Genomic DNA, 23,909 nt, shown 5'->3' with positions numbered 1-23,909 from the left:
CCAGGCGCTCGTTGAGCATCTTGCCGGTGAACTTGGGCCACCAGAAGAAGAACCCTGCGAACATCGCGAACACCACGGTGCCGAAGACCACGTAGTGGAAGTGAGCGACCACGAAGTACGTGTCCGAGACGTGGAAGTCCAGCGGCGGGGAGGCCAGGATGACGCCGGTGAGGCCACCGAACAGGAAGGTCACCATGAAGCCGAGCGTCCACAGCATGGGGGTCTCGAAGGTGAGCGAACCCCGCCACATGGTGCCGATCCAGTTGACGAACTTCACGCCGGTGGGGACCGCGATCAGCATGGTCATCAGCGAGAAGAACGGCAGCAGCACGGAACCGGTGACGTACATGTGGTGGGCCCACACGGTCACGGACAGCGCGGCGATCGCGGTGGTGGCGAACACCAGCGACTTGTAGCCGAAGATCGGCTTCCGGCTGAACACCGGGATGATCTCCGAGACGATGCCGAAGAACGGCAGGGCGATGATGTAGACCTCCGGGTGGCCGAAGAACCAGAACAGGTGCTGCCACAGGATGGCGCCGCCGTTCTCCGGGTCGAAGACGTGTCCGCCGAAGCGGCGGTCCATGCCCAGCGCCGCGAGGGCGGAGGCCAGCGGCGGGAACGCCATGATGACCAGGATGCCGGTGATCAGGGTGTTCCAGGTGAAGATCGGCATGCGCCACATGGTCATGCCCGGGGCGCGCATGGTCAGGATGGTGGTGATGAAGTTGACGCCACCCATGATGGTGCCGAAGCCCTGCAGGAACAGGCCGAAGACCCAGAGGTCACCGCCCACGCCCGGCGAGTACGTGGTGTTCGACAGGGGCGCGTACGCGAACCAGCCGAACGAGGCCGCACCCTGCGGGGTGAGGAAACCGGCCACCGCGATGATCGAGCCGAACAGGAAGAACCAGAACGCCAGGGCGTTCATGCGGGGGAACGACACGTCCGGCGCGCCGATCTGCAGCGGCATGATGACGTTGGCGAAGCCGATGAACAGCGGGGTCGCGAACATCAGCAGCATGATCGTGCCGTGCATGGTGAACAGCTGGTTGTACTGCTCCTTCGTCTGGAGCAACTGCATGCCCGGCTCGAAGAGCTCGGCGCGGATCAGCAGCGCCATGACGCCGCCGATGCAGAAGAAGATGAAGGACGTGATCAGGTACATGTACCCGATCGTCTTGTGGTCGGTGGTCGTCAGCCAGTTGACGACGATCCTGCCCTTGGAGACGGGCACCACGCGCGGCTGGGCCGCCGCCTCGTCCGTGGCGTACTCATAGGTGGTCATCAGTTGTCTCCCTCACCTGTCAGGTCCTCGCCACCGGTCGAACCGCCGGACTCGCCGCGCAGGGTGCCGTCACCCTGGTTCTGGACCTGGGAGTCACGCCAGCCGTCCGGGTTCTCGTTCGGGTTGCGGTTGTACTCCTCACCCAGGTGGCCGTCCTCCATCCGGGACAGCTGCTCCCGGAACTCGGCCTCGGAGACGACCTCCACGTTGAAGAGCATCTCGGAGTGGTACTCGCCGCAGAGTTCGGCGCACTTGCCCTGGAAGCGTCCCTCTTCCTGGGGCGTCAGGTAGATGTAGTTGGTCTTGCCCGGGACCATGTCCAGCTTGCGCAGGAACGCGGGGACCCAGAACGAGTGGATGACGTCACGCGAGTTCAGCTCGAACTCGACCGGGACGTCCACCGGCAGGTACAAGGTCGGCAGCGTCTCCTCGACACCCTCGGTGCCGTCGAGCTGTGCCTGGACGCCGGCAAGGTGCTTCTCCTGGCCGTCGTAGCTGTAGTTGAAGTCCCAGGCCCACTGCTTGCCGTAGACCTGAACGGTCAGCGGCGAGTCCTCCACCGGGGTGTCCACCGAGCGCTGGACGCGGTCGGTGAAGCCCCACAGGGTCAGGACCATGATGATCGGGATGACGGTGAACAGCGTCTCCAACGGGACGTTGTAGGCCATCTGGCGCGGGTAGCCCTTGTCGTTCTTCCGGCGCCGGTAGGCGACCATGCACCACAGCATCATGGCCCAGGCCGCCAGGCCCACGATCAGGGCTGCGATCCAGGAGTTGACCCACAGGTCGGTCAACTCGGCGGACTGGTTCGTGGTCTCCCGCGTGCCCGGCAGCCAGCCACGCTGGACCTGCTCGGAGCAACCGGACAGGACCACGGCTGCCACGACGGCAAGCGCTCCCCCCTTCAGGAGACGCCTGCCACGGCTGCCGGCTTGATTCTGCGATCTCACAGACGGCCCTTCCTCTTCATCTTGAGTGCGAATGCCTCCTGTGACGGACCATGCCGCGCCAGCGTCTGGGCCGGGACGACGAAGCCACAGGGGGACCCCTAGGTTTACTACCTACTGTAGAGCTTACCGTCCTGATCGTCTGCCCCATGACACGCGGAAACGCCGAGTGCCCGGACCCCCAAGGGGCCCGGGCACTCGGTTCTGCGGGGATCCGGCTCGAATCCCGCGGTGGCTCAGTGGAAGGAGTCTCCGCACGCGCAGGAACCGCCGGCGTTCGGGTTGTCGATCGTGAACCCCTGCTTGGAGATGGTGTCCTCGAAGTCGATGGTGGCACCCGTGAGGTACGGGACGCTCATCTTGTCCACGATGACCTCGACACCGTCGAAGTCACGCAGGGTGTCGCCCTCGAGCACCCGCTCGTCGAAGTAGAGCTGGTAGATCAGTCCGGAGCACCCTCCGGGCTGCACGGCCACCCGCAGGCGCAGGTCGGTACGGCCCTCCTGCTCCAGCAGGGTGCGGACCTTCGTGGCGGCCACGTCGGTCAGGGCGACCTCGTGGGCGTCCAGGCCCTCGGCGGGCTGGGCGGTGGGGATCTCAGTCCCGGATGCTTCTGCGGAAACGCTCATGATCGCTCCTTCTTCTGCGCGTCTACTCCCCCTCGGGGTCGGCGGACAGGGCCCGCCGTCACCGGTGCCAACAGCACGGGTGGCCGGAACATTCCCGGCCGGTCCGACGAGTCTAGGCGCCGGCGCCGAGCCGGACCAGCAGGAGGGCCTCGGCCAGCACGGCGTTGCGGAAGTCACCGAGGTGCAGCGACTCGTTGGCCGAGTGCGCGCGGGAGTCCGGGTCCTCCACGCCCGTGATCAGCAGCGTCGCCGCCGGGAAGACCTCCACGAGGTCCGCCGTGAAGGGGATGGAGCCGCCGATCCCGGTCTCCACCGGTTCCACGCCCCAGGCGTCCCGCAGGGAGTCCAGCATCGCCCGGGCCGCGGGCGCCGACGTGTCGGTGGCGAAGGGCTGGCCGGTCTCCCCCGGTTCGAAGAAGACCTCGGCGCCGAACAGGTCCTGGGCCAGTACGTGCTCACGCACCGCGGCCATGGCCTGTTCCGGGTCGGTTCCGGGCCCCAGCCGCAGGCTGAACTTGGCGCGGGCCTCCGGCTGCAGGGTGTTCGACGCGACCTCCAGCCGGGGCACGTCCGTCCCGATGATGCTCAGGGCCGGCCGGTTCCACAACCGGTCCGCCAGGGGGCCGCTGCCGGCCAGTCGCACGGAGTCCAGGACCGAGGCATCGGCACGGTAGTCGGCCTCCGGGTACTCGATCGCCGCGTGATGCCGCTGCTCCAGGCCCGCGATCGCGACGTTGCCCTGGTCGTCGTGCAGGGTGGCGATGAGCCGGGCCAGCAGCGTGGGGGCGTCCAGGACCGGCCCGCCGTACATCCCGGAGTGCACGGCGTGGTCCAGGACGCGCACCCCGATGACCCCGTCCACCAGTCCCCGCAGCGAGGTGGTCAGGGCGGGCACGCCGACCTTCCAGTTGCCGGAGTCGGCCACCACGATGACGTCCGCGGCCAACCGGTCACGGTGCCTGTCCAGGAACGCCCGGAACGTGGGTGAACCGGCCTCCTCCTCCCCCTCGATGAAGAAGGTGACGCCCACCCCGGGGTCCGCGCCGACGTCGAGCAGTGCCTTCAGCGCCGTCAGGTGGACCATGATGCCGGCCTTGTCATCGGCCGCGCCGCGCCCGAAGAGCCGGCCGTCGCGCTCGACGGCGGTGAACGGCTCGGTCTGCCACAGGGCCAGGTCCCCCACGGGCTGGACGTCGTGGTGCGCGTAGAGCAGGACCGTCGGTTGTCCGGGTGCGGCCGGGCGGCGCCCGACGACGGCCGGTCCGCCGCCTGCCTCCGTCAGGATCTCGACGTCGTCCAGTCCCAGGCCGCGGATCAGCTCGGCGACCGTGCGGGCGGACCGCTCGAGGGGTTCGCGGTCGAAGGAGTCCCAGGCGATGCCCGGGATGGCCACGAGGTCCTCCAGGGTGGAGATCGCCTGGGGCATCAGCGCGTCCACGGCATCGGCGAGGCGGGTGATCAGGTCACGGTCAGGCTGTTCGGGCATGGGGCCAGCGTACCGATCCGGACCGGCCGGTGGCACGGGCCCGGCCTGGCCCACGGGCGGGCCCCGACGACCTAGAATGAACGGGTGTTTGGACGCAAGAAGACCACCGAGAACCCTGCCGAGATGCCCGTGGTGCCCGCAGAGGAGGTCGGCGCTGCCCCGCGGCAGAAGAAGGGGCCGACCCCCACGCGCGCCCAGCAGGAGGCGGCCCGCCGCCGCCCGCTGGTGCCGGACGACCGCAAGGCCGCCCGGGCGGCGTCCCGCGAGGCCGAGGCCGCCGAGCGGCAGAAGATGCGGCTCGCCATGGAGACCGGCGACGAGCGGCACATGCCGCTCCGCGACCGTGGACCGCAGAAGCGCTACGCCCGGGACTTCGTGGACGCCCGCACCGGCCTGGGCGAGTGGCTGATGATCATCGTCCTCGTCTACGTGTTCATGGCGTTCCTGCCCAACACGGACCTGCAGCTGTGGCTCACGTTCTCCCTGTGGGCGCTGGTGCTCCTGGTGGTCCTCGAGGGCGTCCTCGTCTCGTTCCAGCTCAAGGGGCGCCTGACGGAGAAGTTCGGCGCGGTCGAACGCGGCGTGCGCTGGTACGGGGTGATGCGCGCCATGCAGCTGCGCCGGCTGCGCCTGCCCAAGCCCCAGGTCAAGCGGGGCCAGTACCCCGCCTGACCGGGAGGCTCAGCGTCCCCGCGCCAGGTCGCGGTTGATGCGCGCCGCCCAGAAGGGCCCCTCGTACAGGAACGCCGTGTAGCCCTGGACCAGGTCGGCCCCGAGGTCGAGTCGCTGCTGCACGTCTGCGCCGGTGGTCACCCCGCCGACGGAGACCAGGGCCACCGAGTCCGGCAGCCCCGACCGCAGGCGGGTCAGCACCTGGAGCGACCGGTCCTTCAGCGGGGCCCCGGACAGGCCGCCGGGACCCATGGCCTCCACCTCGGCGGCCGGGGTGCGGAGCCCCTCGCGGCTGATCGTGGTGTTGGTGGCGATGACCCCGTCCAGGCCCAGTTCGACGGCCATCCCGGCCACGGCGTCGACGTCCTCGTCGGCCAGGTCCGGGGCGATCTTCACGGCCAGCGGGACGTGACGTCCGGTCGTCCGGTCGGCCGTGGCCCGGACCTGGGCGAGCAGCGGGGCCAGCGCCTCGATGTCCTGGAGCTGGCGCAGTCCCGGGGTGTTCGGCGAGGAGACGTTGACCACCAGGTAGTCGGCGTGGAGTGCCAGGGCCGCGGTGGAGACCAGGTAGTCCCGGGTGGCGTCCTGCAGCGGCACCGCCTTGGTCTTGCCGATGTTCACCCCCAGGACCGGACGACGGCTGCCGAACCGCCGGGTCAGCGTCTTGCGGGTGGCCTTGAGGCGGGGCGCGACGGCGGCGGCCCCGTCGTTGTTGAAGCCCATCCGGTTGATCAGGGCGCGGTCCTCGACGAGCCGGAAGAGCCGCGGCGCCGGGTTGCCCGGTTGCGCCTGCCCGGTGATCGTCCCCACCTCGATGTGGCCGAAGCCGAGGTCGGCCAGGGCGGCCGTGCCCAGTCCCTGCTTGTCGAAACCGGCCGCCAGCCCGAAGGGCGAGGGGAAGTCCAGTCCCATGACGCGGGTGGTCAGCGACGGGTGGGGACGGGTCAGTCGGCGCAGCGCGGCCGAGACCCCGGTGGCTTCGGTGGCGCGGATCATGCTGAAGCCGGCGTGGTGGGCCTTCTCGGCGTCCATGCCCTTGAAGAAGGCGTTGAAGAAGGCCGGGTAGACCCGCGGCAGGGTGAGGTCGGGGTGGGGCATGACTCCATCGTAGGCTGGCCGTCATGCCCTCCCTGCCATCGACCCGGGACGAACCGGACACCCCGGACGAGCCGCGGCCCGCGCAGGAGCCCCTCACCGGTCCCGAGGGGGACCTGTTGGAGGACTCGCCGCCCGGGGTGTGGGTCCCGGACGTGCTGGAGGGCTTCGAGCGCCTGACCGTCCCGCTGGAGGTGGACGAGGAGGGCCCCAACGTGGCCACCCTCGTCCGGGTCGCCCGGGGTCCGGCGACCGGTGAGCGGGCTGCCGGCAGGCTACGGCACCGGGTTCCCGTGCTGTATGTCCACGGCTGGTCGGACTACTTCTACAACGCCCCGCTGGCCCGGCTCTTCGAGGAGCACGGTTACGCCTTCCACGCCCTGGACCTGCGCAAGTACGGACGCTCGCTGCGCCCGGGCCAGACTCCCGGCTGGGTCCAGAGCCTGCAGGTCTACGACGACGAGATCGGCTCGGCGCTGCGCCTGATCGCCGGGGACCACCCCGAGCCCCCGGTGCTGATGGGACACTCCACCGGCGGGCTCACCCTCTCCCTGTGGGCCGACCGGCATCCGGGCCGGGCCCGGGCCCTGGTGCTGAACAGCCCCTGGCTGGAGATGCAGGGCTCCGCGCTGGTGCGGCTGATGGCCCAGGCCGTGCTGGACCCGGTGGCCCGGCTGCAGCCGAAGAGCTTCCTGAGGCTGCCCCGCGTGGACCACTACTGGCGGTCCATCTCGGACGAGGCCGAGGGCGACTGGGCGTTGCACCCGCTCTGGCGTCCCCGGCACTCCTTCGAGGTGCCCGGCGGCTGGCTGCAGGCGGTGATGGCCGGGCACGCCCGGGTGGCGTCCGGGCTGGGGCTGGCCGAGCCGGTCTACGTCATGCTGTCCGACCGCACGGTCTTCGGCACCAGGTGGTCCGAGGACATGACGGCCGCGGACGTCGTGCTGGACGTGGAGGTCCTGGCCCAGCGTGCCACCCGCCTCGGCCGGCACGTGACGGTGGTCCGCCATCCCGGCGCCCTGCACGACGTGATGGCCTCCGTCGAGCCCATCCGCCGGACGGCCGCCCGCGAGATGTTCACGTGGCTGGGTGCCTACGCCTGAGCGTCGCCCGACCGGTCCACGGCTCCCCCGTAACGGCGGTCGCGCCGGGCGTAGACCTCGACGGCGTCCCACAGGGTGGTCCGGTCCACGTCCGGCCACAGCGTGTCCAGGAAGACCAGCTCCGCGTAGGCGGACTGCCAGAGCAGGAAGTTGGAGAGCCGCTGTTCCCCCGAGGTGCGCAGGAACAGGTCCACGTCCGGGACGTCCGGCTCGTCCAGGTGCCGGGTGATGGTCTCCTCCCGGATGCCCGCCGCGGACAGCCGCCCGGCCTCGACCTCCCGGGCGATGTCCTTCACCGCGTCGGTGATCTCGGCCCGCGAGCCGTAGTTCACGCACATCGTCAGGTGGCAGCGGGTGTTCTGCCGGGTCTGGTCCTCGGCGACGAGCAGTTCGTCCACGACGGACTTCCACAGCCGGGGCCGGCGGCCGTTCCACCGGATCCGCACCCCCCAGGAGTCCAGGGTGTCCCGCTGGCGGCGCAGCACGTCGCGGGAGAAGCCCATCAGGAAGCGCACCTCCTCCGGGGAGCGCTTCCAGTTCTCCGTGGAGAAGGCGTAGACGGTCACGTACTCGATCCCGAGCTGCACGGCGCCGGCCATGACGTCCAGCAGGGCCGCCTCCCCGGCCCGGTGGCCCTCGGTGCGGGGCAGCCCGCGCTGGTTGGCCCACCGGCCGTTGCCGTCCATGACGATCGCCACGTGGCGTGGCACGAACCGCGGGTCCATGACCGGTGGTTGCGCCCCGCTGGGGTGCGGGTACGGCTCCTGGACGGCGCGGGCGGGTCGACGGGGCATGCGGTCCTCTAGGGGTTGCGGTCGGCGTCCTGGCCCATCACGGCCAGGGACTTCAGGTGGCGTTCCAGGTGGAACTGCAGGTACCCCGCCACGATACCGGCCGCCTCGCGCCGGGAGGCCTCCGGCGCGGCGTCCGCGGTCGTCCAGTCCCCCGAGAGCAGGGCGGCCAGCAGCGCCACCGACTGGGGGGCCGGCGTCGAGGACCCGGGCGGCCGGCAGTCGTCGCAGACGCTGCCGCCGAGCGTGACGTTGACGGAGCGGTGCGGCCCGGGCGCCCCGCAGCGGGCGCACGAGGTGAAACTCGGCGCCCAGCCTGCCGTCGCCAGGGCCCGCAGAAGGTACGAGTCCAGCAGCAGGCGGGGTGCGTGGGCCCGCCGTGCCAGGGCCGCCAGGGCCCCGTGCAGCAAGCGGTACTGGCTCGGCGCCTCGACCCCGCCACCGTGCTCCCCCACCTCGGTCACCGTCAGCCGTTCGGCCGTCTCCACCATGGCGGAGGCCGCCGCGTAGGCGTCGTAATCCGCGGCGATGGCGGTGCCGTAGGGGGTGACCGATTGGGCCTGGGTGATGATGTCCAGGTTCCGGCCGTGGACGAGCTGCAGCCGGGACAGCATGAACGGCTCCAGGGTGGCCCCGAACTTCGAGGTCGTCCGGCGGACCCCCTTGGCCACGGCCCGGACCTGGCCGTGGCCGGGGGTCAGCAGCACGATGATGCGATCCGCCTCACCCAGCTTGTAGGTGCGCAGCACCAGGGCGTCGGTGCGATAGCTGTTGGCGGCATAACCGCCGCCCCGGCCCGCCATCGTCGGTGACCGTCAGTGGGCGGCCGACCCGGACGCCGCGGGACCGACGATGGCCTCGAGCAGTTCGGCGTCGTCCCGCAGGGCACGGTTGACGGCGGAGACGACGGCCTTGAGCGAGGCCATCGTGGTGTTGTAGTCCAGCCCCACGCCCCACAGGACGCGCTCCCCCACGGCGCACTCGACGTACGCCGCCGCCATCGCCGAGCCACCCTCCGACAGGGCGTGCTCGGTGTAGTCGAGCACCCGGATGTCGAGCCCGTCCTCGGACAGGATCGTCAGCAGGGCGGCGATGGGTCCGTTGCCGGACGCGGTGCGCTGGTGCCGCACGCCCGCGACGTCTGCCTCGGCCGTCATCGTGAAGCTGCCGTCCTCGGCGGTCTCGGAGTGCACCGCGCCGAGCCGGTAGTGACCCCAGCGGGTCTGGCCCTCCTCGGCCGGCAGGTACTCGTCCTGGAAGACCTGCCAGAGCTGGTCGCCCGTGACCTCCCCGCCCTGGCTGTCCGCCATCCGCTGGATGACGTGGGAGAACTCGATCTGCGCACGACGCGGCAGGTCCAGGTTGTGCTCGCTCTTGAGCAGGTAGGCCACGCCGCCCTTGCCGGACTGCGAGTTCACCCGGATCACGGCCTCGTAGGAGCGCCCGATGTCCTGGGGGTCGATCGGCAGGTAGGGGACCGCCCACGGGATGCCGTCCCGGTCGGTGCCGGCCTCGGCCGCGTCGGCGTCCATGACCTCGAAGCCCTTCTTGATGGCATCCTGGTGCGAACCGGAGAAGGCGGTGAACACCAGGTCGCCGCCGTAGGGCACCCGCTCGGCGACCTTGAGCTGGTTGCAGTACTCGACCGTCCGGCGGATCGAGTCCATGTCGGAAAAGTCGATCATCGGGTCGATGCCCTGGCTGTAGAGGTTCATGCCCAGGGTGACCAGGTCCACGTTCCCGGTGCGCTCACCGTTGCCGAACAGGCAGCCCTCGATCCGGTCCGCGCCGGCCATGTAGCCCAGCTCGGCGGCGGCCACACCGGTGCCGCGGTCGTTGTGCGGGTGCAGGGACAGGATGATGGCGTCCCGGTGGGCGAGGTTGCGGTGCATCCACTCGATCGAGTCGGCGTAGACGTTCGGGGTCGCCATCTCCACGGTGGCCGGCAGGTTCAGGATCATCTGGCGGTCGGTGGAGGCCTCCAGGACCTCGGCCACCTCGTTGGAGATGCGGGCGGCGAACTCCAGCTCCGTGCCGGTGAAGGACTCCGGGGAGTACTGGTAGATGATCTCCGTGCCCTTCATCTGCTCCTCGTACTTCCGGCACAGTCGGGCCCCGGAGGTGGCGATGTCCACGATGCCGTCCTGGTCCTCGCGGAACACGACGCGGCGCTGGAGCACGGAGGTGGAGTTGTACAGGTGCACGATCGCGCGGTGGCAGCCCTCGAGCGCCTCATACGTGCGCTCGATCAGGTGCTCGCGGGACTGGGTGAGGACCTGGATGGTGACGTCCTCGGGGATCCGGTCCTCGGTGATCAGCTGGCGGACGAAGTCGAAATCGGTCTGCGATGCCGACGGGAAGCCGACCTCGATCTCCTTGTAGCCCATGGACACCAGCAGCTCGAACATCCGCAGCTTGCGCTCCGGCCCCATCGGGTCGATGAGGGCCTGGTTGCCGTCGCGCAGGTCGACCGCGCACCACCGGGGCGCCTCGGTGATGACCTTGTCCGGCCACGTGCGGTCCGGCAGGTGGACCTGGATCTGGTCCTGGAAGGGGGTGTACTTGTGGAACTTCATCCCGGAGGACTTCTGCAGGTTGCGCATGGTGCTGTTCAGCGTGCCTTTCATGGATCCGGCGTGGACCGGAGGGTCTGACGGGGGCAGGGGCCGTGGTTCTTCCTCCGCAACGGGGATCCGGCCCCACCGGGTGCTGCGAACACCCGGCGCGTCAGCGCGTGGCGGGCACCACGACCGACGGCTCAGCCCCGTTGCGGCGGCCTAGTAGCAGCCCCGCAACGGTGTCCGGGAGGATCCCGGCGAGTCCCAGTCGGTCACGCATGGCATCAGACTAGCACCGCGCGCGCCGCGGGTCGGGAGAGCGTCAGAACCCCAGCCGGCCGAGCTGCTTGGGATCGCGCTGCCACTCCTTGGCGACCTTGACCCGCAGGTCGAGGTAGACGGGGGTGCCCAGGAGCCGCTCGATCGAGGTGCGGGCCTGGGAGCCGATCGCCTTGAGCCGGGAGCCGCCCTTGCCGATGATGATCGCCTTCTGGCTGTCCCGCTCCACGAACACGTTGGCGTGCACGTCCAGCAGCGGCCTGTCCGCGGGCCGTCCCTCTCGGGGGTTCATCTCCTCGACCACGACGGCCACGGAGTGCGGCAGCTCGTCCCGCACCCCCTCCAGGGCCGCCTCGCGGATCAGCTCGGCGACCATGACGGCCTCCGGCTCGTCCGTGAGCTCGCCCCCGGGGTACAGCGGCGGGGACAGGGGCAACTGACCGGCCAGCACCTCGGCCACGTCCTCCACCTGGTGGCCCTTGACCGCTGAGACGGGCACGACGGCGGCAAAGCCGGCCCCGCCGTTCTCCGGGCCCAGGACCTCGTCCCCCAGCGCCGTGACGGCCAGCAGCTGCTCGGCGACCTGGTCCGGCTTCACCTTGTCCGTCTTGGTCACCAGCGCCACGACCGGGCGGCGGTTCAGCAGGGCCAGCTGGCCGGCGATGTAGCGGTCCCCCGGCCCGATCCTCTCGTCCGCCGGGATGCAGAACCCGACGGCGTCGACCTCACCCAGCGTCTCGGCCACCAGGTCGTTGAGCCGCTGGCCCAGCAGGGTCCGGGGCCGGTGCAGCCCGGGGGTGTCCACCAGCACCAGCTGGAAGGCGTCCCGGTGGACGATGCCGCGGATGGTGTGCCGGGTGGTCTGCGGCTTGGAGGAGGTGATGGCCACCTTCTCCCCCACCAGGGCGTTGGTCAGCGTGGACTTGCCGGCATTGGGCCGCCCCACGAGGGAGACGAATCCGGCCCGGAAGCCCTCGGGTACCGCGTTGGGGTCGAGCAGGTTGGTCATCGGGTCTCCCGGTATGCGTGGGCGTCGGTGTGTTCGTCCTCGTCCTGAGGTGCCGGCACCAGTTCGGTGCCCGGCCGGCGTCGGGGTCCGGCGGTGTCCCGGACGATGAGACGGGCGACGCGGTTGCGACGCCCCTCGAGGGACTCGGCGGTCAGTTCGATGCCCTGTACGGTCACGCACGAGCCCTGGATCGGGACCCGGCCGAGGGTCTTGGCGAGCAGGCCGCCGACGGTGTCGATGTCGTCCTCGTCGTCCAGGTCCACGCCGAACATCTCGGCGAAGTCGTCGATGCCCATCCGGGCATCCACCCGGAAGGTCCCGTCCTGGAGGGGTTCGACCTCGGGCCGGTCCTGCCGGTCGTACTCGTCCGAGATCTCCCCGACGATCTCCTCGATGAGGTCCTCGAGCGTGACCAGTCCGGCGGTGCCACCGTACTCGTCGACCACGATGGCCACGTGCTTGGACTCGCGCTGCAGTTCCGGCAACAGGGCGGAGACCTGCTTGGACTCCGGGACGAACCGGACGTCCCGGGCCACCGGGTCGACGGGCGCGGTCCGGTCCACGTCGCCGTCGGGACCGCGGTGCAGGGCCCGGGCGACGTCCTTGAGGTAGACCATCCCGAAGACCTCGTCGGCGTTGTCCCCGATCAGCGGGATGCGGGAGCAGCCCGAGCGCAGGAACAGGTTCATCGCGTCCTCGAGGGAGGTGCCCGTCTCCATCGTGACGATGTCGGTGCGCGGGACCATGACGGCCCGCACGAGCGTGTCCCCCATGTCGAAGACCGACTGGATCAGTTCGGCCTCGGAGTCCTCCAGGACGTCGGCGTCGTTGGCGCGGGCCACGAACTCGCGGAAGTGCCGCTCCTCGATCTCCGCGGCCTCCTCCTCCTCGTCCTCCGAACGTGGCCCGGGCGCGGCGAACCGGGCCGGGAGCGGGCCGAGCAGCACGGTGAGGAACCGGACGAGGCCGGCGGTGCGCTGGGCGGCGGCCACCTCGTGCCGGGTACCGACCTGGCGCGGGGAGAGCACCACCAGCAGCAGTGCCACCAGGCCCATCAGGACCGTGGACACCACCGCGGTGAGCCACACGATCCCGATCAGCGAGTGGATGAACAGGGTGCCGGCGACCGCCGCGGTGGTCTCGGCGAACAATCGCCAGAACCGCAGGGCGTGCAGGTGCTCGGGCAGGCGGGCCATCACGGTGAGGATTGGGCTGCGCGGGCGCCGCAGGGCGATGCCCTCGGCCTCCTTGCGGGACAGGTAGCCCAGGGACGTCTCGGCCACGGCCAGCGTCCAGGTCAGGAGCAACAGCAGCGCCAGCAGCACCGCCAGCAGGATGGTGGTCAGCACGGCTCAGTCCTCGGTGGGATCGGGCGCCGGCCGGCCGAGGTAGTCCCCGAGCAACCGGGCCTGCAGGCCGAACATCTCGGCGCGGTCCTCGGGCTCCTCGTGGTCGAAGCCGAGCAGGTGCAGGATGCCGTGGGTCAGCAGCAGCAGGATCTCATCCGACGTCGGGTGCCCGCCCCGGGCGGCCTGCACGGCCGCCACCTGGGGGCAGATGACCACGTCGCCGAGCAGCCCCTCGGGGCTGGGCGCCTCGGGGGTGCCCGGACGCAGCTCGTCCATGGGGAAGCTCATCACGTCCGTGGCCCCGGGCAGGTCCATCCACTCCAGGTGCAGCTGCTCCATGGCCGCCTCGTCCACGCAGATCACGGACAGCTCGGCCCCGGGGTGGACGTGCAGTCCGGCCAGCACGGACCTGGCCAGTCCCAGCAGCGACTCCTCGTCGACGGCGACGCCGGACTCATTGACGATCTCAACGGCCATGGCTGAGCCCCTCGTAGGCGTCCACGATCCGGCTGACCAGGCGGTGCCGGACCACGTCGGTGGAGGTCAGCCGCACCACCGCGATGTCGTCCACGCCCTCGAGCACGGAGACCGCCTGCGCCAGCCCGGAGTCGGTCCCGCGGGGCAGGTCGACCTGGCTGGTGTCCCCGGTGACGACCATGTGCGAGCCGAAGCCCAACCGGGTCAGGAACATCTTCATCTGCTCACCGGTGGTGTTCTGGGCCTCGTCGAGGATGATGAAGGCGTCGTTGAGCGTGCGGCCGCGCATGTACGCCAGCGGGGCCACCTCGATGGTGCCGTCCGCCATGAGCCGGGGGATCGACTCCGGCTCCACCATGTCGTGCAGGGCGTCGTAGAGCGGGCGCAGGTAGGGGTCGATCTTCTCGGACAGCGTCCCCGGCAGGTACCCCAGGCGTTCCCCGGCCTCGACCGCGGGGCGGGTCAGGATGATCCGGTTGACCTCCTTGGCCTGCAGTGCCTGGACGGCCTTGGCCATGGCCAGGTAGGTCTTGCCGGTGCCGGCCGGCCCGAGCCCGAAGACGACGGTGTGCTCGTCGATGCACTCGACGTAGCGCTGCTGGTTGACCGTCTTGGGCCGGATCTTGCGTCCCCGACTGGACAGGATGGAGGCCGAGAGCATCCCCGAGGCCCGGGCCCCGGACCCGCCCCGGACCAGGGTGGACACCTGTTCCACCACCTCCGGGGTGATCGTGGTGCCCCGCCGGGCCAGCACGTTGAGGTCCTCGATGATCTGGCGCGCCTGGCCCACGTCGGCGGTCCGCCCGTCCACGTCCAGGTCCTGGCCCCGGACGGCCAGGGCCAGTCCGGGGTAGATGCCCTCGAGGATGCGCAGCAACAGGTCCTGCGTGCCCAGGGTCCGGACCATGTCCTCGGCGGAGGCGAAGGTGATGGTGATCTGGTCCCGGTCGGTTCCGGTCGAATCGGTGGGGAGGCTCAAGGCGGGGGGTTCAGCTCCTGCTGTGGTGGGTGGCTCTGGTGGAAGTCTACGACCGGGACCCGAAACGTCCCAGCAGTTGCTGGACGACGGCGGTCGCCGCGGGCCCCGCGGTGGAGGACCGCAGCACGTTGCGCCCCAGCAGGACGGGCACGGCCCCGGCCTGGGTGAGCGCCGTGAGCTCGGCCGGGCTGATGCCGCCCTCGGGGCCCACGACCATCACGATCCGGTCCACGGCGGCCGCCTCGGCCACCGCCTCGCCGAGCGGGGCCTGCGCCTCCTCGTGGAGGACCAGCACCAGCGTCCCGGGGCCGCAGACTGACGCGACCCCGACGCCGTCGAGCATCTCGCGGGCCTCCGGCACCCGGGTGCGCCGGGCCTGTTTCGCGGCCGCCAGCAGGGCGGCCTCCCACTTGGCCAGGGCCTTGGCCGTCTTGTCGGTCCGGGCGCCCTTGCCCGGCTTCCCGCCCGTCCACCGCACGATGGAGCGCTCGGCCTGCCAGGGATGGACCGCGTCCAGCCCGAGCTCGGTTCCGGCCTGGACGGCCATCAGGTCCCGGTCGCCCTTGGCCAGTGCCTGCACGAGGACCAGTTCCGGACGCGGTGCCGGTTCGTCCGTGACGGACTGGGCGGTCGCCTCCAGCCGGTCGGGGGCGGCGGCGACGACGGTCGCCGTGACCCGGCGTCCGGAGCCGTCGGCTACGTCGAGCGGCTCCCCCGGGCCCAGCCGCATCGACTGGGCGGCGTGGCGGGCCTCGGCGCCGGTGAGCACGACGGCGTCACCGGGCGCGGTGGTGGCCAGCGAACCGGCGTCGAGGTAGAACAGCGGGTTGCTCACGGGCGATCGCTCACAGGTTCTTGAGGTTGTCCCGCAGCTTGGAGAACAGCCCGCGGTGCTCGGTGCTGCCGTGCACGGCCTCCTCACCGCGGGCCATCGCGAGCTCCGCGAGCAGTCGCCGCTGCTCGTCGTCGAGCCGGGTGGGGGTCTCCACGCGCAGGGTGACCTTCAGGTCCCCGCGGCCGGAACCGCGCAGCCGCCCGACGCCCAGGCCCTTGAGCACCTGCACCTCACCCGACTGGGTGCCCGCCCGGACCGGCACCTGCTGTTCACCGTCGAAGGTGTCCAGCGTGAGCTCGGTGCCCAGGGCGGCGGCCGTCATCGGCACGGTCATGGTCGCCAGCAGGTCGTCGCCGTCCCGCGTGAACACGTCGTGGTGCCGGACGTCGATCTCCACGTAGAGGTCGCCGTTGGGGCCGCCGCCCGGGCCGGCCTCCCCCCGTCCGGCCAACTGGATGCGGGTGCCGGTGGCGACGCCGGCGGGGATCTTGATGGTCAGGGACGCGCGGTCGCGCACGCGGCCCTGGCCGTTGCACTCGCGGCAGGGATCCGGGATGACGGTGCCGAAGCCCTGGCACGCCGAACAGGTCTCGGCGGCCATCACCGTGCCCAGGATGGAACGGACGGGGCGGCGGATGGCGCCCTGGCCGTGGCAGATGGAACAGGTCTCGGGGTGGGTGCCGGGCCGGCAGCAGGAGCCGTCACACTCCGGGCAGACCACCGCGGTGTCCACCTCGAGGGTCTTGTCCACGCCGAACACGGCGTCCACCAGGTCGATCCGCGCGGTGATCAGCGCGTCCTGGCCGCGGCGGGACCGGCTCGCCGGGCCACGCCCGCCGCCGCCCATGCCGCCACCGCCCCCGAAGAACGTCTCGAAGATGTCCTGGAAGCCGCCGAAGTCACCCCCGCCGAATCCGCCCATGCCGCCGGTGCCGTTCTCGTGGCCGGTCGCGTCGTAGTTGCGCCGCTTGTCCTCGTCCGAGAGCACCTCGTAGGCGCGGGTGACCTCCTTGAACTGGTCTCCGGCCTCCGGGGCGGGGTTGACGTCGGGGTGGAGCTTGCGGGCCAGCTTGCGGTAGGCGCGCTTGATCTCCTCGGCAGAGGCGTCACGGCTGACGCCGAGGACCTCGTAGTGGTCTGCCACGGTGTGGGGTATTCCTTCCGGACGGGATTCGTGTTCGGGTCTGATGCGGCCCGGCAGTCTACTGGGACAGGATCCTGGACAGGTAGCGGGCGATGGCGCGGACCGCGGTCATCGTGCCGGGGTAGTCCATGCGGGTGGGTCCGACGACCCCGAGCTTGGCACCGGCCCCGGGTCCGTAACCGGCCGCGATGACCGAGGTCTCGGCCAGCGAACCGGTGTTCTCGGACCCGATGCGCACGCTCAGGCCCCGCACATCCTGCTCCATCTCGGTCAGCAGGCGCAACAGCACGACCTGCTCCTCGAGGGCCTCCAGGATGGGGCCGATCGAGTACGGGAAGTCCCCCGGTGACCGGGCCAGGTTGGCCGTGCCGGCCATGATGATGCGGTCCTCGCGCCGGGCTGCCAGCAACTGGTCCAGCTGGCCGGCCAGGACGCCCGCCAGTTCCCGGTCCTGCTCCGGCACGGTCGCCATGGCGGCCCGGAGCCCGTCGGCGGCCTGGACGGGGGTCAGGCCGTCGAGGTGGCGCAGGAACAGCTGCTTCAGGGCGTTCAGGGAGGTCTCCGAGACGTCCTGCTCGGTGGTGACGGCGCGCTGGTCCACCTGGCCGGAGGACAGGATCACCACCGCCAGGACGCGGCGGGGGGCCAGGGCGACCAGCTCCAGGTGCCGCACGGTGGAGGAGTCCAGGTGCGGGTACTGCAGCACGGCCACCTGGTGGGTCAGCTGGGAGAGCAGCCGGACGGTGCGGGACATCATCTCGTGCAGGTCATCGGAGGAGTCCAGCAGGGTCTGCACAGCCCGGCGCTCCGCGGCCGAGAGCGGCTTGACCTCGGAGATCTGGTCCACGAAGACGCGGTAGCCCTTGTCCGTCGGGATGCGCCCGGCCGAGGTGTGCGGGGCCACGATCAGCCCCTCGTCCTCCAGGGCGGCCATGTCATTGCGCACGGTCGCCGAGGACACGCCCAGCTGGTGGCGGTCCACGAGGGCCTTGGAGCCGACCGGTTCCCGGGAGGCCACGTAGTCCTCCACGATCGCCTGCAGCACCTGCATGCGGCGCGGCTGCTCGCTCATCTCACCCTCCCGTCGTCGGTCAGTGGTGCACCGGTCGTCCCGGCCATGCACTTAGCACTCGTCGAGTTCAAGTGCCAAGTCTAATACCTCTGTCCAGTCCGCTCCCGGCGCCTCCCGCCACCCGGTCGTGTCCGAGCCGTCCCGCTCCGCCCACGACCCGGTTCACGCCGGGCGCGAGCCGTTCCCCGGGTTCTCCGGGACGCCTTGCTAGCGTCGGGGCCCATGGAATGGAACAGCTGGGGACCCGGCACCCTGGACGGCGGCTTCCGGCCGGCGGCCCGCGCCGTGCCGGAGGTCCCCGCGGACCGCGGCACGGTCCTGGAGGACGCCGGCACGGGATTCACCGGGGCCGTCCTGCGGGTGGAGAAGTCCGGCGGGGTGCACCTGGTGGTGCTGGAGGACCGCAGGGGCCGGACGAAGTCCTTCCCGCTGGGCTTCGGCTTCCTCGTGGACGGCGACCCGGTCCAGGTGGTGCCCCCCGCGCCTGCCGCTCCGGGCCGCACGCTCGGGGTGACGGGCAAGGCCCTGCCGGCCAGGACGGCGTCGGGGTCCGTGCGGGTGAGCCACGCCCGGGCCCGCACCGCGCGCGCCTCCCGCATCTGGGTGGAGGGCCTGCACGACGCCGAGCTGGTGGAGAAGGTCTGGGGTGAGGACCTCCGGCTGGAGGGGATCGTCGTCGAGCCCCTGCACGGCGTGGATGACCTCGCCGGTGCGATCGCCGACTTCTCCCCCGGGCCGCAGCGCCGGCTCGGGATCCTCGTGGACCACCTCGTGTCCGGGTCCAAGGAGGAGCGCATCGCCGCGGAGGCGATGCGGGTGCCCGGGGCGCGCGGCAACGTGCTGATCGTCGGCCACCCCTACGTGGACGTCTGGCAGGTCATCAAGCCGGCCGTGCTGGGCATCGAGGCCTGGCCGGTGGTGCCCAGGGGCCAGGACTGGAAGACCGGGATCCTCAAGGGCCTGGGCTGGCCGCACCGGACCAAGGAGGACGTCGGCCTCGGCTGGAAGCGGCTGCTCTCCCGGGTGCGCACCTACGCCGACCTCGAGCCCGCCCTGCTGGGCCGCGTCGAGGAGGTCATCGACTTCCTCACCGCCGTGGGCGACTAGCAACGGCGGATATCCACGTAGGATGTCCTACGGAATCCGGCGTAGTACCCCCACTCCCGAGAGGCAGAAGGACGTGTCACAGCAGCAGCCCAGCGGTCCGCACCGCCAGCGTCCGGTCGCCGCGCCCCGGCGCGACCAGCACCTGCAGGGCTCCCCTGCCAAGGCCGCGCCCCTTACGCCCGCGCAGGACCGCCAGTGGGCCACCTTGGCGCACTTCGGCGGCATCCTGGGCTTCGTCCCCTCCCTGGTGATCTACCTCGTCTTCCGCCACCGCGGGCCCTTCACGGCCCAGGAGGCCAAGGAGGCGCTGAACTTCACGCTGCCGCCCACGGTGCTGGCGATCGTGGCGAACCTGCTGGCCCTGATCCCCGTGGTCGGCGGGGTCTTCGGGATCATCGCGATGCTCATCTGGCTGTTCATGACCATCTCCGGCCTGGCCGCGGGCATCCACTGCAACAAGGGCCGGCCGTACCGGTACCCGTTCAACCTGCGCCTGATCCAGTAGGCCCGTCCGTCCGTCCTCACAGGACATGTCCGGCGCGGGACCGCACCGGATGGGTCCCCTCGGGGATGACGAACCGGTGGGGGCGTCTCAGAACCCCGCCAGCCGCCGCACGATCGCGTCGTCCAGCAGGCGGCCCTGCAGGGTCGGGATGATCCGGCCGGCCAGGGCGGCCCGGCCATCCAGCAGTCCCTCGGCGATCATCGCCGCGATCTCACCCCTGGCCTGGGCGCCGCCGTCCGGTGCCACGTCCAGGACGCTGGTCTCCAGGCCCTCCGACAGCCGGACACCGAGCATGACGCGCTCCAGGAACCTGGCCTCGGCATCGGGTTCCTCCCGGCCCACGGACGGTGACACGCCGGTGGCCAGACGCTGGGCGTAGGCGGCCGGGTGCTTGGCGTTCCAGAACCGGACGCCGGCGAGGTGGGAGTGGGCGCCCGGGCCGGCACCCCACCAGTCCTGGTCGCGCCAGTAGGCCATGTTGTGGCGGGCGCGGTGGATGCCCTCGTCCAGCGGATCCAGGGCCCAGTTGGAGATCTCGTACCACCGGTAGCCGGCCTCGGCGAGCAGCCGCTCGGCCAGCAGGTACTTGTCCGCCTGGTCGTCGGGGTCGACGTCGGCCTGGACGCCGCGCTTGACGGAGGACCCGAACTTGGTGCCCTCCTCGACGATCAAGGAGTACGCGGAGACGTGGTCCGGGCGCAGCGCCAGCGCCGCCTCCACCGTGGTCCGCCAGTCCTCCAGGGACTCTCCCGGCGTGCCGTAGATGAGGTCCAGGGACACCTCCAGGCCCGCGTCCCGGGCCCACCCGACGGCGGCCGGCACGTTCTCCGGGCGGTGCGTGCGGTCCAGGGTGGCCAGCACGTGGGGCACCGCGGACTGCATGCCGAAGGACACGCGGGTGAAACCCCCGGCGGCCAGTTCGGCCAGCGACCGCGCGGTGACCGAGTCCGGGTTGGCCTCGGTGGTGACCTCGGCTCCCGGCGCGAGGCCGAAGACCTCGCGGGCCCGGCCGAGGATGCCGACCAGGTCCGCGGCGGGCAGCAGCGTGGGGGTGCCGCCGCCGAAGAACACGGTCTCCAGCTGCCGTGCCGGCACGTCCGAGGCCGCCAGCACCCCGGCGGCGAAGTCGAGCTCGCCGGTCACCGTGCCGGCATAGCTGGAGCGGGACGCCCCGGGACCCAGGTCCTCGGCGGTGTACGTGTTGAAGTCGCAGTACCCGCAGCGGACCTCGCAGAACGGCACGTGGACGTACAGGCTGAACGTCCGCGGCGCGCCGGCGGACTCGGCCTCACGCACTCGGCGGGCCACGTGCGCGGGCAACCGGCCGTCGTCGGGCGCGGGGTCACCCTCGGGAAGGATGGAAGGCAAGCGGTACTACTCTCCTACTACTGCTGCTGCGATGTGCTGGCTACTTCTTGGCGCCGGTCTCGGAACCCGCGCCCTCGGAGGACAGGGCGGCGATGAAGGCCTCCTGAGGGACCTCCACCCGGCCGACCATCTTCATGCGCTTCTTGCCCTCCTTCTGCTTCTCGAGCAGCTTGCGCTTGCGGGAGATGTCACCGCCGTAGCACTTCGAGAGCACGTCCTTGCGGATCGCGCGGATGTTCTCGCGGGCGATGATGCGGGAGCCGATCGCGGCCTGGATCGGCACCTCGTACTGCTGCCGGGGGATGAGCTCCTTGAGCTTGCCCGTCATCATCACGCCGTAGGAGTAGGCGTTGTCCTTGTGGGTGATGGAGCTGAAGGCGTCCACCTGCTCGCCCTGTAGCAGGATGTCGACCTTGACCAGGTCCGCGACCTGATCGCCGTCGGTCTTCCACTCCAGGGAGGCGTAGCCCTTGGTGCGAGACTTCAGCTGGTCGAAGAAGTCGAAGATGATCTCCGCCAGCGGGATCCAGTAGCGGATCTCCACCCGCTCCTCGGAGAGGTAGTCCATGCCGCGCATCTGCCCGCGCTTGCCCTGGCACAGCTCCATGACGGCACCGATGAACTCCGAGGGGACGATGATCGTGATCGAGGCCATCGGCTCGCGGACCTCGTTGATCTTGCCCTCGGGGAACTCGGACGGGTTGGTCACGGTGATGACCTGTCCGTCCTCCCGGGTGACCTCGTAGACCACGTTCGGTGCGGTGGAGATCAGCGCGAGGTCGAACTCTCGCTCGAGCCGCTCGCGGATGATCTCCAGGTGCAGCAGGCCCAGGAAGCCCACGCGGAAGCCGAAGCCCAGGGCCACCGAGGTCTCCGGCTCGTAGACCAGGGCCGCGTCGTTGAGCTTGAGCTTGTCCAGCGCGTCGCGCAGCACCGGGTAGTCGGAGCCGTCGATGGGGTACAGGCCGGAGAACACCATCGGCTTGGGGTCCTCGTACCCGCCGATGCGCTCCGTGGCCGGCTTGGCCGCCGAGGTGACCGTGTCACCGACCTTGGACTGGCGCACGTCCTTCACGCCGGTGATCAGGTAACCCACCTCGCCCACGGCCAGGCCCTTCGAGGGGATCGGCTCGGGCGAGGACACGCCGATCTCGAGCAGCTCGTGGGTGGCGCCCGTCGACATCATGGTGATCTTCTCCCGCGGGGAGAGCCTGCCGTCCACCACGCGCACGTAGGTGACCACGCCGCGGTAGGTGTCGTAGACGGAGTCGAAGATCATGGCCCGGGCCGGACCGTCCGTGTTCCCCTGGGGAGCCGGGATCTCGGCGACGACGCGGTCCAGCAGGGCCTCCACGCCGACACCGGTCTTGCCGGAGACGCGCAGGACGTCGTCCGGATCGCAGCCGATCAGGCCGGCGATCTCGGCCGCGTACTTCTCGGGCTCGGCCGAGGGCAGGTCGATCTTGTTCAGGACCGGGATGATCGTCAGGTCGTTCTCCATGGCCAGGTACAGATTGGCCAGGGTCTGTGCCTCGATCCCCTGCGCGGCGTCCACCAGCAGGATCGCGCCCTCACAGGCGGCGAGTGAGCGGGAGACCTCGTAGGTGAAGTCCACGTGCCCGGGGGTGTCGATCATGTTGAGCGCGTAGTCGGCGCCGTCCACGTTCCACGGCATGCGCACGGCCTGGGACTTGATGGTGATGCCGCGCTCGCGCTCGATGTCCATCCGGTCCAGGTACTGGGCCTTCATGTCCCGGGGCTGGACCACGCCGGTGGACTGCAGCATGCGGTCGGCCAGGGTGGACTTGCCGTGGTCGATGTGCGCGATGATGCAGAAGTTACGGATCACCGCCGGATCGGTGGCGGCGGGCACCGGGGCGTGGATCGCCATGGGCGACACGGGCATCTTCCTTCGACTGGGGAACGTGGGCGCGCCTGGCGGGGCCAGGCGGGACTGGCTCCCCATTCTTCCATGTTTCCCGCCGCGGATCCGCCTCGATGCGACGCGCTCGTTCCCCGCGGCGCGGACACCCGTTGGTAGGTTCGTGCCATGGCCCTGAACCTGAACCGCCTGCTGTCCGCCGGCCGTGCGGTGGCCCGCCTCGTCCGGGACGTCCGGCGTTCCTCCGCGCCCTCCCCCGGACGGCACGACGACGGCACCGGCTCCCAGCGCTCCCGCCCCCAGCCCCGCCTGCCCGGGTCGCGGCAGGGCTCGACCCGCCCGGCCCAGCCCCGCGTCGTCCCGGGCGGTGCGCGACCGGGCAGCGCGCGACCGGGCGATGCGGCCGGCGTCGGGCCTGCGGGTGAGGTCCTGGACTACCCGGGTGACTTCCACGGCCGGGCCAGGGTGGAGTACGACCCGGCCCCCGGCCCCGAGGCCGGGCCGGGCGAGATCGTGTGGACGTGGGTGCCGTTCGAGGAGCTCGACGGCCGGGGCAAGGACCGCCCCGTCCTGGTGGTCGGCCGCAACGGTGACTACCTGCTGGCCGCCCAGCTCACGACGCGGGACCGCAACAACGGGGTACGGCGGGACCGGGATTACATCGACATCGGCACCGGCCCGTGGGACTCGAGGGGCCGCCCGTCCGAGGTGAAGCTGGACCGGATCCTGCAGGTCAGTGCCCGCGACGTCCGGCGGGAGGGTGGGGTGCTCCCCCGGAACGCGTTCGAGACGGTGGCCCGAGGACTCCACGACCGGAACGGGTGGTCGTGATAGACTAACCAGCTGTGTGTCCGCGCAGGTCGACGGGCACTCCCGGAACGGCTTTCCAGGGCATCCCCACGCCTCTCAGTCGCCGGATCCGGGAATATCCCTCACCGACCAAAGTCCGAAGCAACAGAAAGACTCTTTCGTGGCCAACATCAAGTCCCAGAAGAAGCGCATCCTCACCAACGAGAAGGCTCGCCAGCGCAACGTCGCCGTGAAGTCCGAGCTGCGCACCGCCATCCGCGCCGTGGACAAGGCCGTCACCGCCGGTGACCAGGCCGCCGCCTCCTCCGCCGTCGCGCTGGCCAGCAAGAAGCTGGACAAGGCCGTCAGCAAGGGCGTCATCCACAAGAACCAGGCTGCCAACCGCAAGTCCGGTATCGCCAAGCGCGTGAACAAGATCAGCGCCTGATCCTCACGCTGCGCCGGCGCCCCGCGCCAGGCACCGAGGCCCCCGTCCCATCGGACGGGGGCCTCGTGCGTTCAGCGGACGTCACCGGCCGGTGAGC

Annotated in this window: 23 protein-coding genes; 6 read left to right on the top strand and 17 right to left on the bottom strand. The window is 70.8% G+C overall.

The features are described 5' to 3' along the window. From PLJ28_RS11170 to PLJ28_RS11155, 4 genes are all read right to left on the bottom strand, one after another. Positions 1–1,288: cbb3-type cytochrome c oxidase subunit I (locus PLJ28_RS11170; RefSeq protein ID WP_324590137.1), on the bottom strand; the 1,288-nt coding region annotated here is incomplete at its 3' end. Beyond that, positions 1,288–2,238 (bottom strand): aa3-type cytochrome oxidase subunit II, encoded by a 951-nt coding sequence (ctaC, locus tag PLJ28_RS11165; protein WP_298044202.1) that lies wholly within the window; start codon positions 2,236–2,238, stop codon positions 1,288–1,290. The genes ctaC and PLJ28_RS11170, both read right to left, overlap by 1 nt. Positions 2,239–2,471: 233 nt before the next feature. Continuing rightward, positions 2,472–2,864: a HesB/IscA family protein gene (locus tag PLJ28_RS11160; RefSeq protein ID WP_010145801.1), complete on the bottom strand. Its 393-nt coding sequence runs from the start codon at positions 2,862–2,864 to the stop codon at positions 2,472–2,474. Positions 2,865–2,976: 112 nt separating this feature from the next. Further along, positions 2,977–4,350, bottom strand: a complete 1,374-nt coding sequence (locus PLJ28_RS11155; protein ID WP_324590136.1) for a dipeptidase — start codon at positions 4,348–4,350, stop codon at positions 2,977–2,979. 84 nt (positions 4,351–4,434) lie between these two features. On the opposite strand from PLJ28_RS11155, the gene PLJ28_RS11150 reads away from it, so the two are divergent. Next, entirely contained in the window at positions 4,435–5,022 is a 588-nt protein-coding gene (locus PLJ28_RS11150; protein WP_298044204.1) for a DUF3043 domain-containing protein, read from the top strand. 9 nt (positions 5,023–5,031) lie between these two features. Here PLJ28_RS11150 and PLJ28_RS11145 read toward each other — a convergent pair whose 3' ends face one another. Then, positions 5,032–6,120 (bottom strand): quinone-dependent dihydroorotate dehydrogenase, encoded by a 1,089-nt coding sequence (locus tag PLJ28_RS11145; protein WP_183526186.1) that lies wholly within the window; start codon positions 6,118–6,120, stop codon positions 5,032–5,034. A gap of 23 nt (positions 6,121–6,143) precedes the next feature. On the opposite strand from PLJ28_RS11145, the gene PLJ28_RS11140 reads away from it, so the two are divergent. Further along, positions 6,144–7,220 carry an alpha/beta hydrolase gene (locus tag PLJ28_RS11140; protein ID WP_183526189.1) on the top strand — a complete coding sequence of 359 codons (1,077 nt, stop codon included), beginning with the start codon at positions 6,144–6,146 and terminating at the stop codon, positions 7,218–7,220. Here the strand turns inward: PLJ28_RS11140 and PLJ28_RS11135 are convergent. The 10 genes from PLJ28_RS11135 to hrcA all read right to left on the bottom strand — a co-directional run bounded on the left by PLJ28_RS11135 (position 7,211) and on the right by hrcA (position 17,713). Continuing rightward, positions 7,211–8,014, bottom strand: coding sequence for an isoprenyl transferase (locus PLJ28_RS11135; RefSeq protein WP_183526192.1), 804 nt, complete (start codon positions 8,012–8,014; stop codon positions 7,211–7,213). The two genes, PLJ28_RS11140 and PLJ28_RS11135, sit on opposite strands and share 10 nt — an antisense overlap. A gap of 8 nt (positions 8,015–8,022) precedes the next feature. Then, a complete protein-coding gene (recO, locus tag PLJ28_RS11130; RefSeq protein ID WP_183526195.1) occupies positions 8,023–8,814 on the bottom strand; it encodes a DNA repair protein RecO in 792 nt (263 codons plus the stop codon). A 12-nt stretch (positions 8,815–8,826) separates the two neighbouring features. Beyond that, positions 8,827–10,614 carry a 2-isopropylmalate synthase gene (gene leuA, locus PLJ28_RS11125; RefSeq protein WP_183528376.1) on the bottom strand — a complete coding sequence of 596 codons (1,788 nt, stop codon included), beginning with the start codon at positions 10,612–10,614 and terminating at the stop codon, positions 8,827–8,829. A 277-nt stretch (positions 10,615–10,891) separates the two neighbouring features. Continuing rightward, entirely contained in the window at positions 10,892–11,857 is a 966-nt protein-coding gene (gene era / locus PLJ28_RS11120) for a GTPase Era (protein WP_183526198.1), read from the bottom strand. Next, positions 11,854–13,206: a hemolysin family protein gene (locus PLJ28_RS11115; RefSeq protein ID WP_183526201.1), complete on the bottom strand. Its 1,353-nt coding sequence runs from the start codon at positions 13,204–13,206 to the stop codon at positions 11,854–11,856. Before PLJ28_RS11115 ends, era begins: the two co-directional genes overlap by 4 nt. A 3-nt stretch (positions 13,207–13,209) precedes the next feature. Further along, a complete protein-coding gene (ybeY, locus tag PLJ28_RS11110; RefSeq protein ID WP_010145375.1) occupies positions 13,210–13,683 on the bottom strand; it encodes an rRNA maturation RNase YbeY in 474 nt (157 codons plus the stop codon). Then, positions 13,673–14,662 carry a PhoH family protein gene (locus tag PLJ28_RS11105; RefSeq protein ID WP_010145376.1) on the bottom strand — a complete coding sequence of 330 codons (990 nt, stop codon included), beginning with the start codon at positions 14,660–14,662 and terminating at the stop codon, positions 13,673–13,675. The genes ybeY and PLJ28_RS11105 overlap by 11 nt, the downstream gene beginning before the upstream one ends. Before the next feature lie 46 nt (positions 14,663–14,708). Beyond that, positions 14,709–15,497, bottom strand: coding sequence for a 16S rRNA (uracil(1498)-N(3))-methyltransferase (locus PLJ28_RS11100; protein ID WP_324590135.1), 789 nt, complete (start codon positions 15,495–15,497; stop codon positions 14,709–14,711). 10 nt (positions 15,498–15,507) lie between these two features. Next, positions 15,508–16,641, bottom strand: coding sequence for a molecular chaperone DnaJ (gene dnaJ, locus PLJ28_RS11095; protein WP_010145378.1), 1,134 nt, complete (start codon positions 16,639–16,641; stop codon positions 15,508–15,510). Between the two features lie 58 nt (positions 16,642–16,699). After that, the gene (hrcA, locus tag PLJ28_RS11090; protein ID WP_029139326.1) at positions 16,700–17,713 is read right to left on the bottom strand and encodes a heat-inducible transcriptional repressor HrcA; all 1,014 of its coding nucleotides are present in this window, start codon (positions 17,711–17,713) and stop codon (positions 16,700–16,702) included. 222 nt (positions 17,714–17,935) lie between these two features. On the opposite strand from hrcA, the gene PLJ28_RS11085 reads away from it, so the two are divergent. Both PLJ28_RS11085 and PLJ28_RS11080 read left to right on the top strand, forming a co-directional pair. After that, entirely contained in the window at positions 17,936–18,820 is an 885-nt protein-coding gene (locus tag PLJ28_RS11085) for a DUF3097 family protein (protein WP_183526207.1), read from the top strand. A 73-nt stretch (positions 18,821–18,893) separates the two neighbouring features. Continuing rightward, positions 18,894–19,325 (top strand): DUF4870 domain-containing protein, encoded by a 432-nt coding sequence (locus tag PLJ28_RS11080; protein WP_183526210.1) that lies wholly within the window; start codon positions 18,894–18,896, stop codon positions 19,323–19,325. Positions 19,326–19,412: 87 nt separating this feature from the next. On the opposite strand, the gene hemW is transcribed toward PLJ28_RS11080, so the two are convergent. Continuing rightward, positions 19,413–20,693, bottom strand: coding sequence for a radical SAM family heme chaperone HemW (hemW, locus tag PLJ28_RS11075; RefSeq protein WP_324590134.1), 1,281 nt, complete (start codon positions 20,691–20,693; stop codon positions 19,413–19,415). Between the two features lie 40 nt (positions 20,694–20,733). After that, positions 20,734–22,593, bottom strand: coding sequence for a translation elongation factor 4 (gene lepA, locus PLJ28_RS11070; RefSeq protein ID WP_029139329.1), 1,860 nt, complete (start codon positions 22,591–22,593; stop codon positions 20,734–20,736). A 150-nt stretch (positions 22,594–22,743) separates the two neighbouring features. On the opposite strand from lepA, the gene PLJ28_RS11065 reads away from it, so the two are divergent. Next, entirely contained in the window at positions 22,744–23,406 is a 663-nt protein-coding gene (locus PLJ28_RS11065) for a type II toxin-antitoxin system PemK/MazF family toxin (RefSeq protein WP_298044208.1), read from the top strand. 139 nt (positions 23,407–23,545) lie between these two features. Continuing rightward, positions 23,546–23,812, top strand: a complete 267-nt coding sequence (gene rpsT / locus PLJ28_RS11060) for a 30S ribosomal protein S20 (protein ID WP_298044209.1) — start codon at positions 23,546–23,548, stop codon at positions 23,810–23,812. Positions 23,813–23,909: the final 97 nt, after the last annotated feature.

The sequence above is a fragment of the Citricoccus sp. genome (genome assembly GCF_035445025.1).
GTDB lineage: Bacteria > Actinomycetota > Actinomycetes > Actinomycetales > Micrococcaceae > Citricoccus.
This window is presented reverse-complemented; position numbering and strand designations above follow the sequence as displayed.

Excerpts from the sequence above, each read along its gene's own strand:
- PLJ28_RS11065 (WP_298044208.1), top strand. The coding sequence starts at position 22,744 with ATGGCCCTGAACCTGAACCGCCTGCTGTCCGCCGGCCGTGCGGTGGCC.
- leuA (WP_183528376.1), bottom strand. The coding sequence starts at position 10,614 with ATGCGCAACCTGCAGAAGTCCTCCGGGATGAAGTTCCACAAGTACACC.
- PLJ28_RS11135 (WP_183526192.1), bottom strand. The coding sequence starts at position 8,014 with ATGCCCCGTCGACCCGCCCGCGCCGTCCAGGAGCCGTACCCGCACCCC.
- PLJ28_RS11155 (WP_324590136.1), bottom strand. The coding sequence starts at position 4,350 with ATGCCCGAACAGCCTGACCGTGACCTGATCACCCGCCTCGCCGATGCC.
- ybeY (WP_010145375.1), bottom strand. The coding sequence starts at position 13,683 with ATGGCCGTTGAGATCGTCAATGAGTCCGGCGTCGCCGTCGACGAGGAG.
- era (WP_183526198.1), bottom strand. The coding sequence starts at position 11,857 with ATGACCAACCTGCTCGACCCCAACGCGGTACCCGAGGGCTTCCGGGCC.
- hrcA (WP_029139326.1), bottom strand. The coding sequence starts at position 17,713 with ATGAGCGAGCAGCCGCGCCGCATGCAGGTGCTGCAGGCGATCGTGGAG.
- PLJ28_RS11140 (WP_183526189.1), top strand. The coding sequence starts at position 6,144 with ATGCCCTCCCTGCCATCGACCCGGGACGAACCGGACACCCCGGACGAG.
- PLJ28_RS11085 (WP_183526207.1), top strand. The coding sequence starts at position 17,936 with ATGGAATGGAACAGCTGGGGACCCGGCACCCTGGACGGCGGCTTCCGG.
- recO (WP_183526195.1), bottom strand. The coding sequence starts at position 8,814 with ATGGCGGGCCGGGGCGGCGGTTATGCCGCCAACAGCTATCGCACCGAC.
- PLJ28_RS11145 (WP_183526186.1), bottom strand. The coding sequence starts at position 6,120 with ATGCCCCACCCCGACCTCACCCTGCCGCGGGTCTACCCGGCCTTCTTC.
- PLJ28_RS11160 (WP_010145801.1), bottom strand. The coding sequence starts at position 2,864 with ATGAGCGTTTCCGCAGAAGCATCCGGGACTGAGATCCCCACCGCCCAG.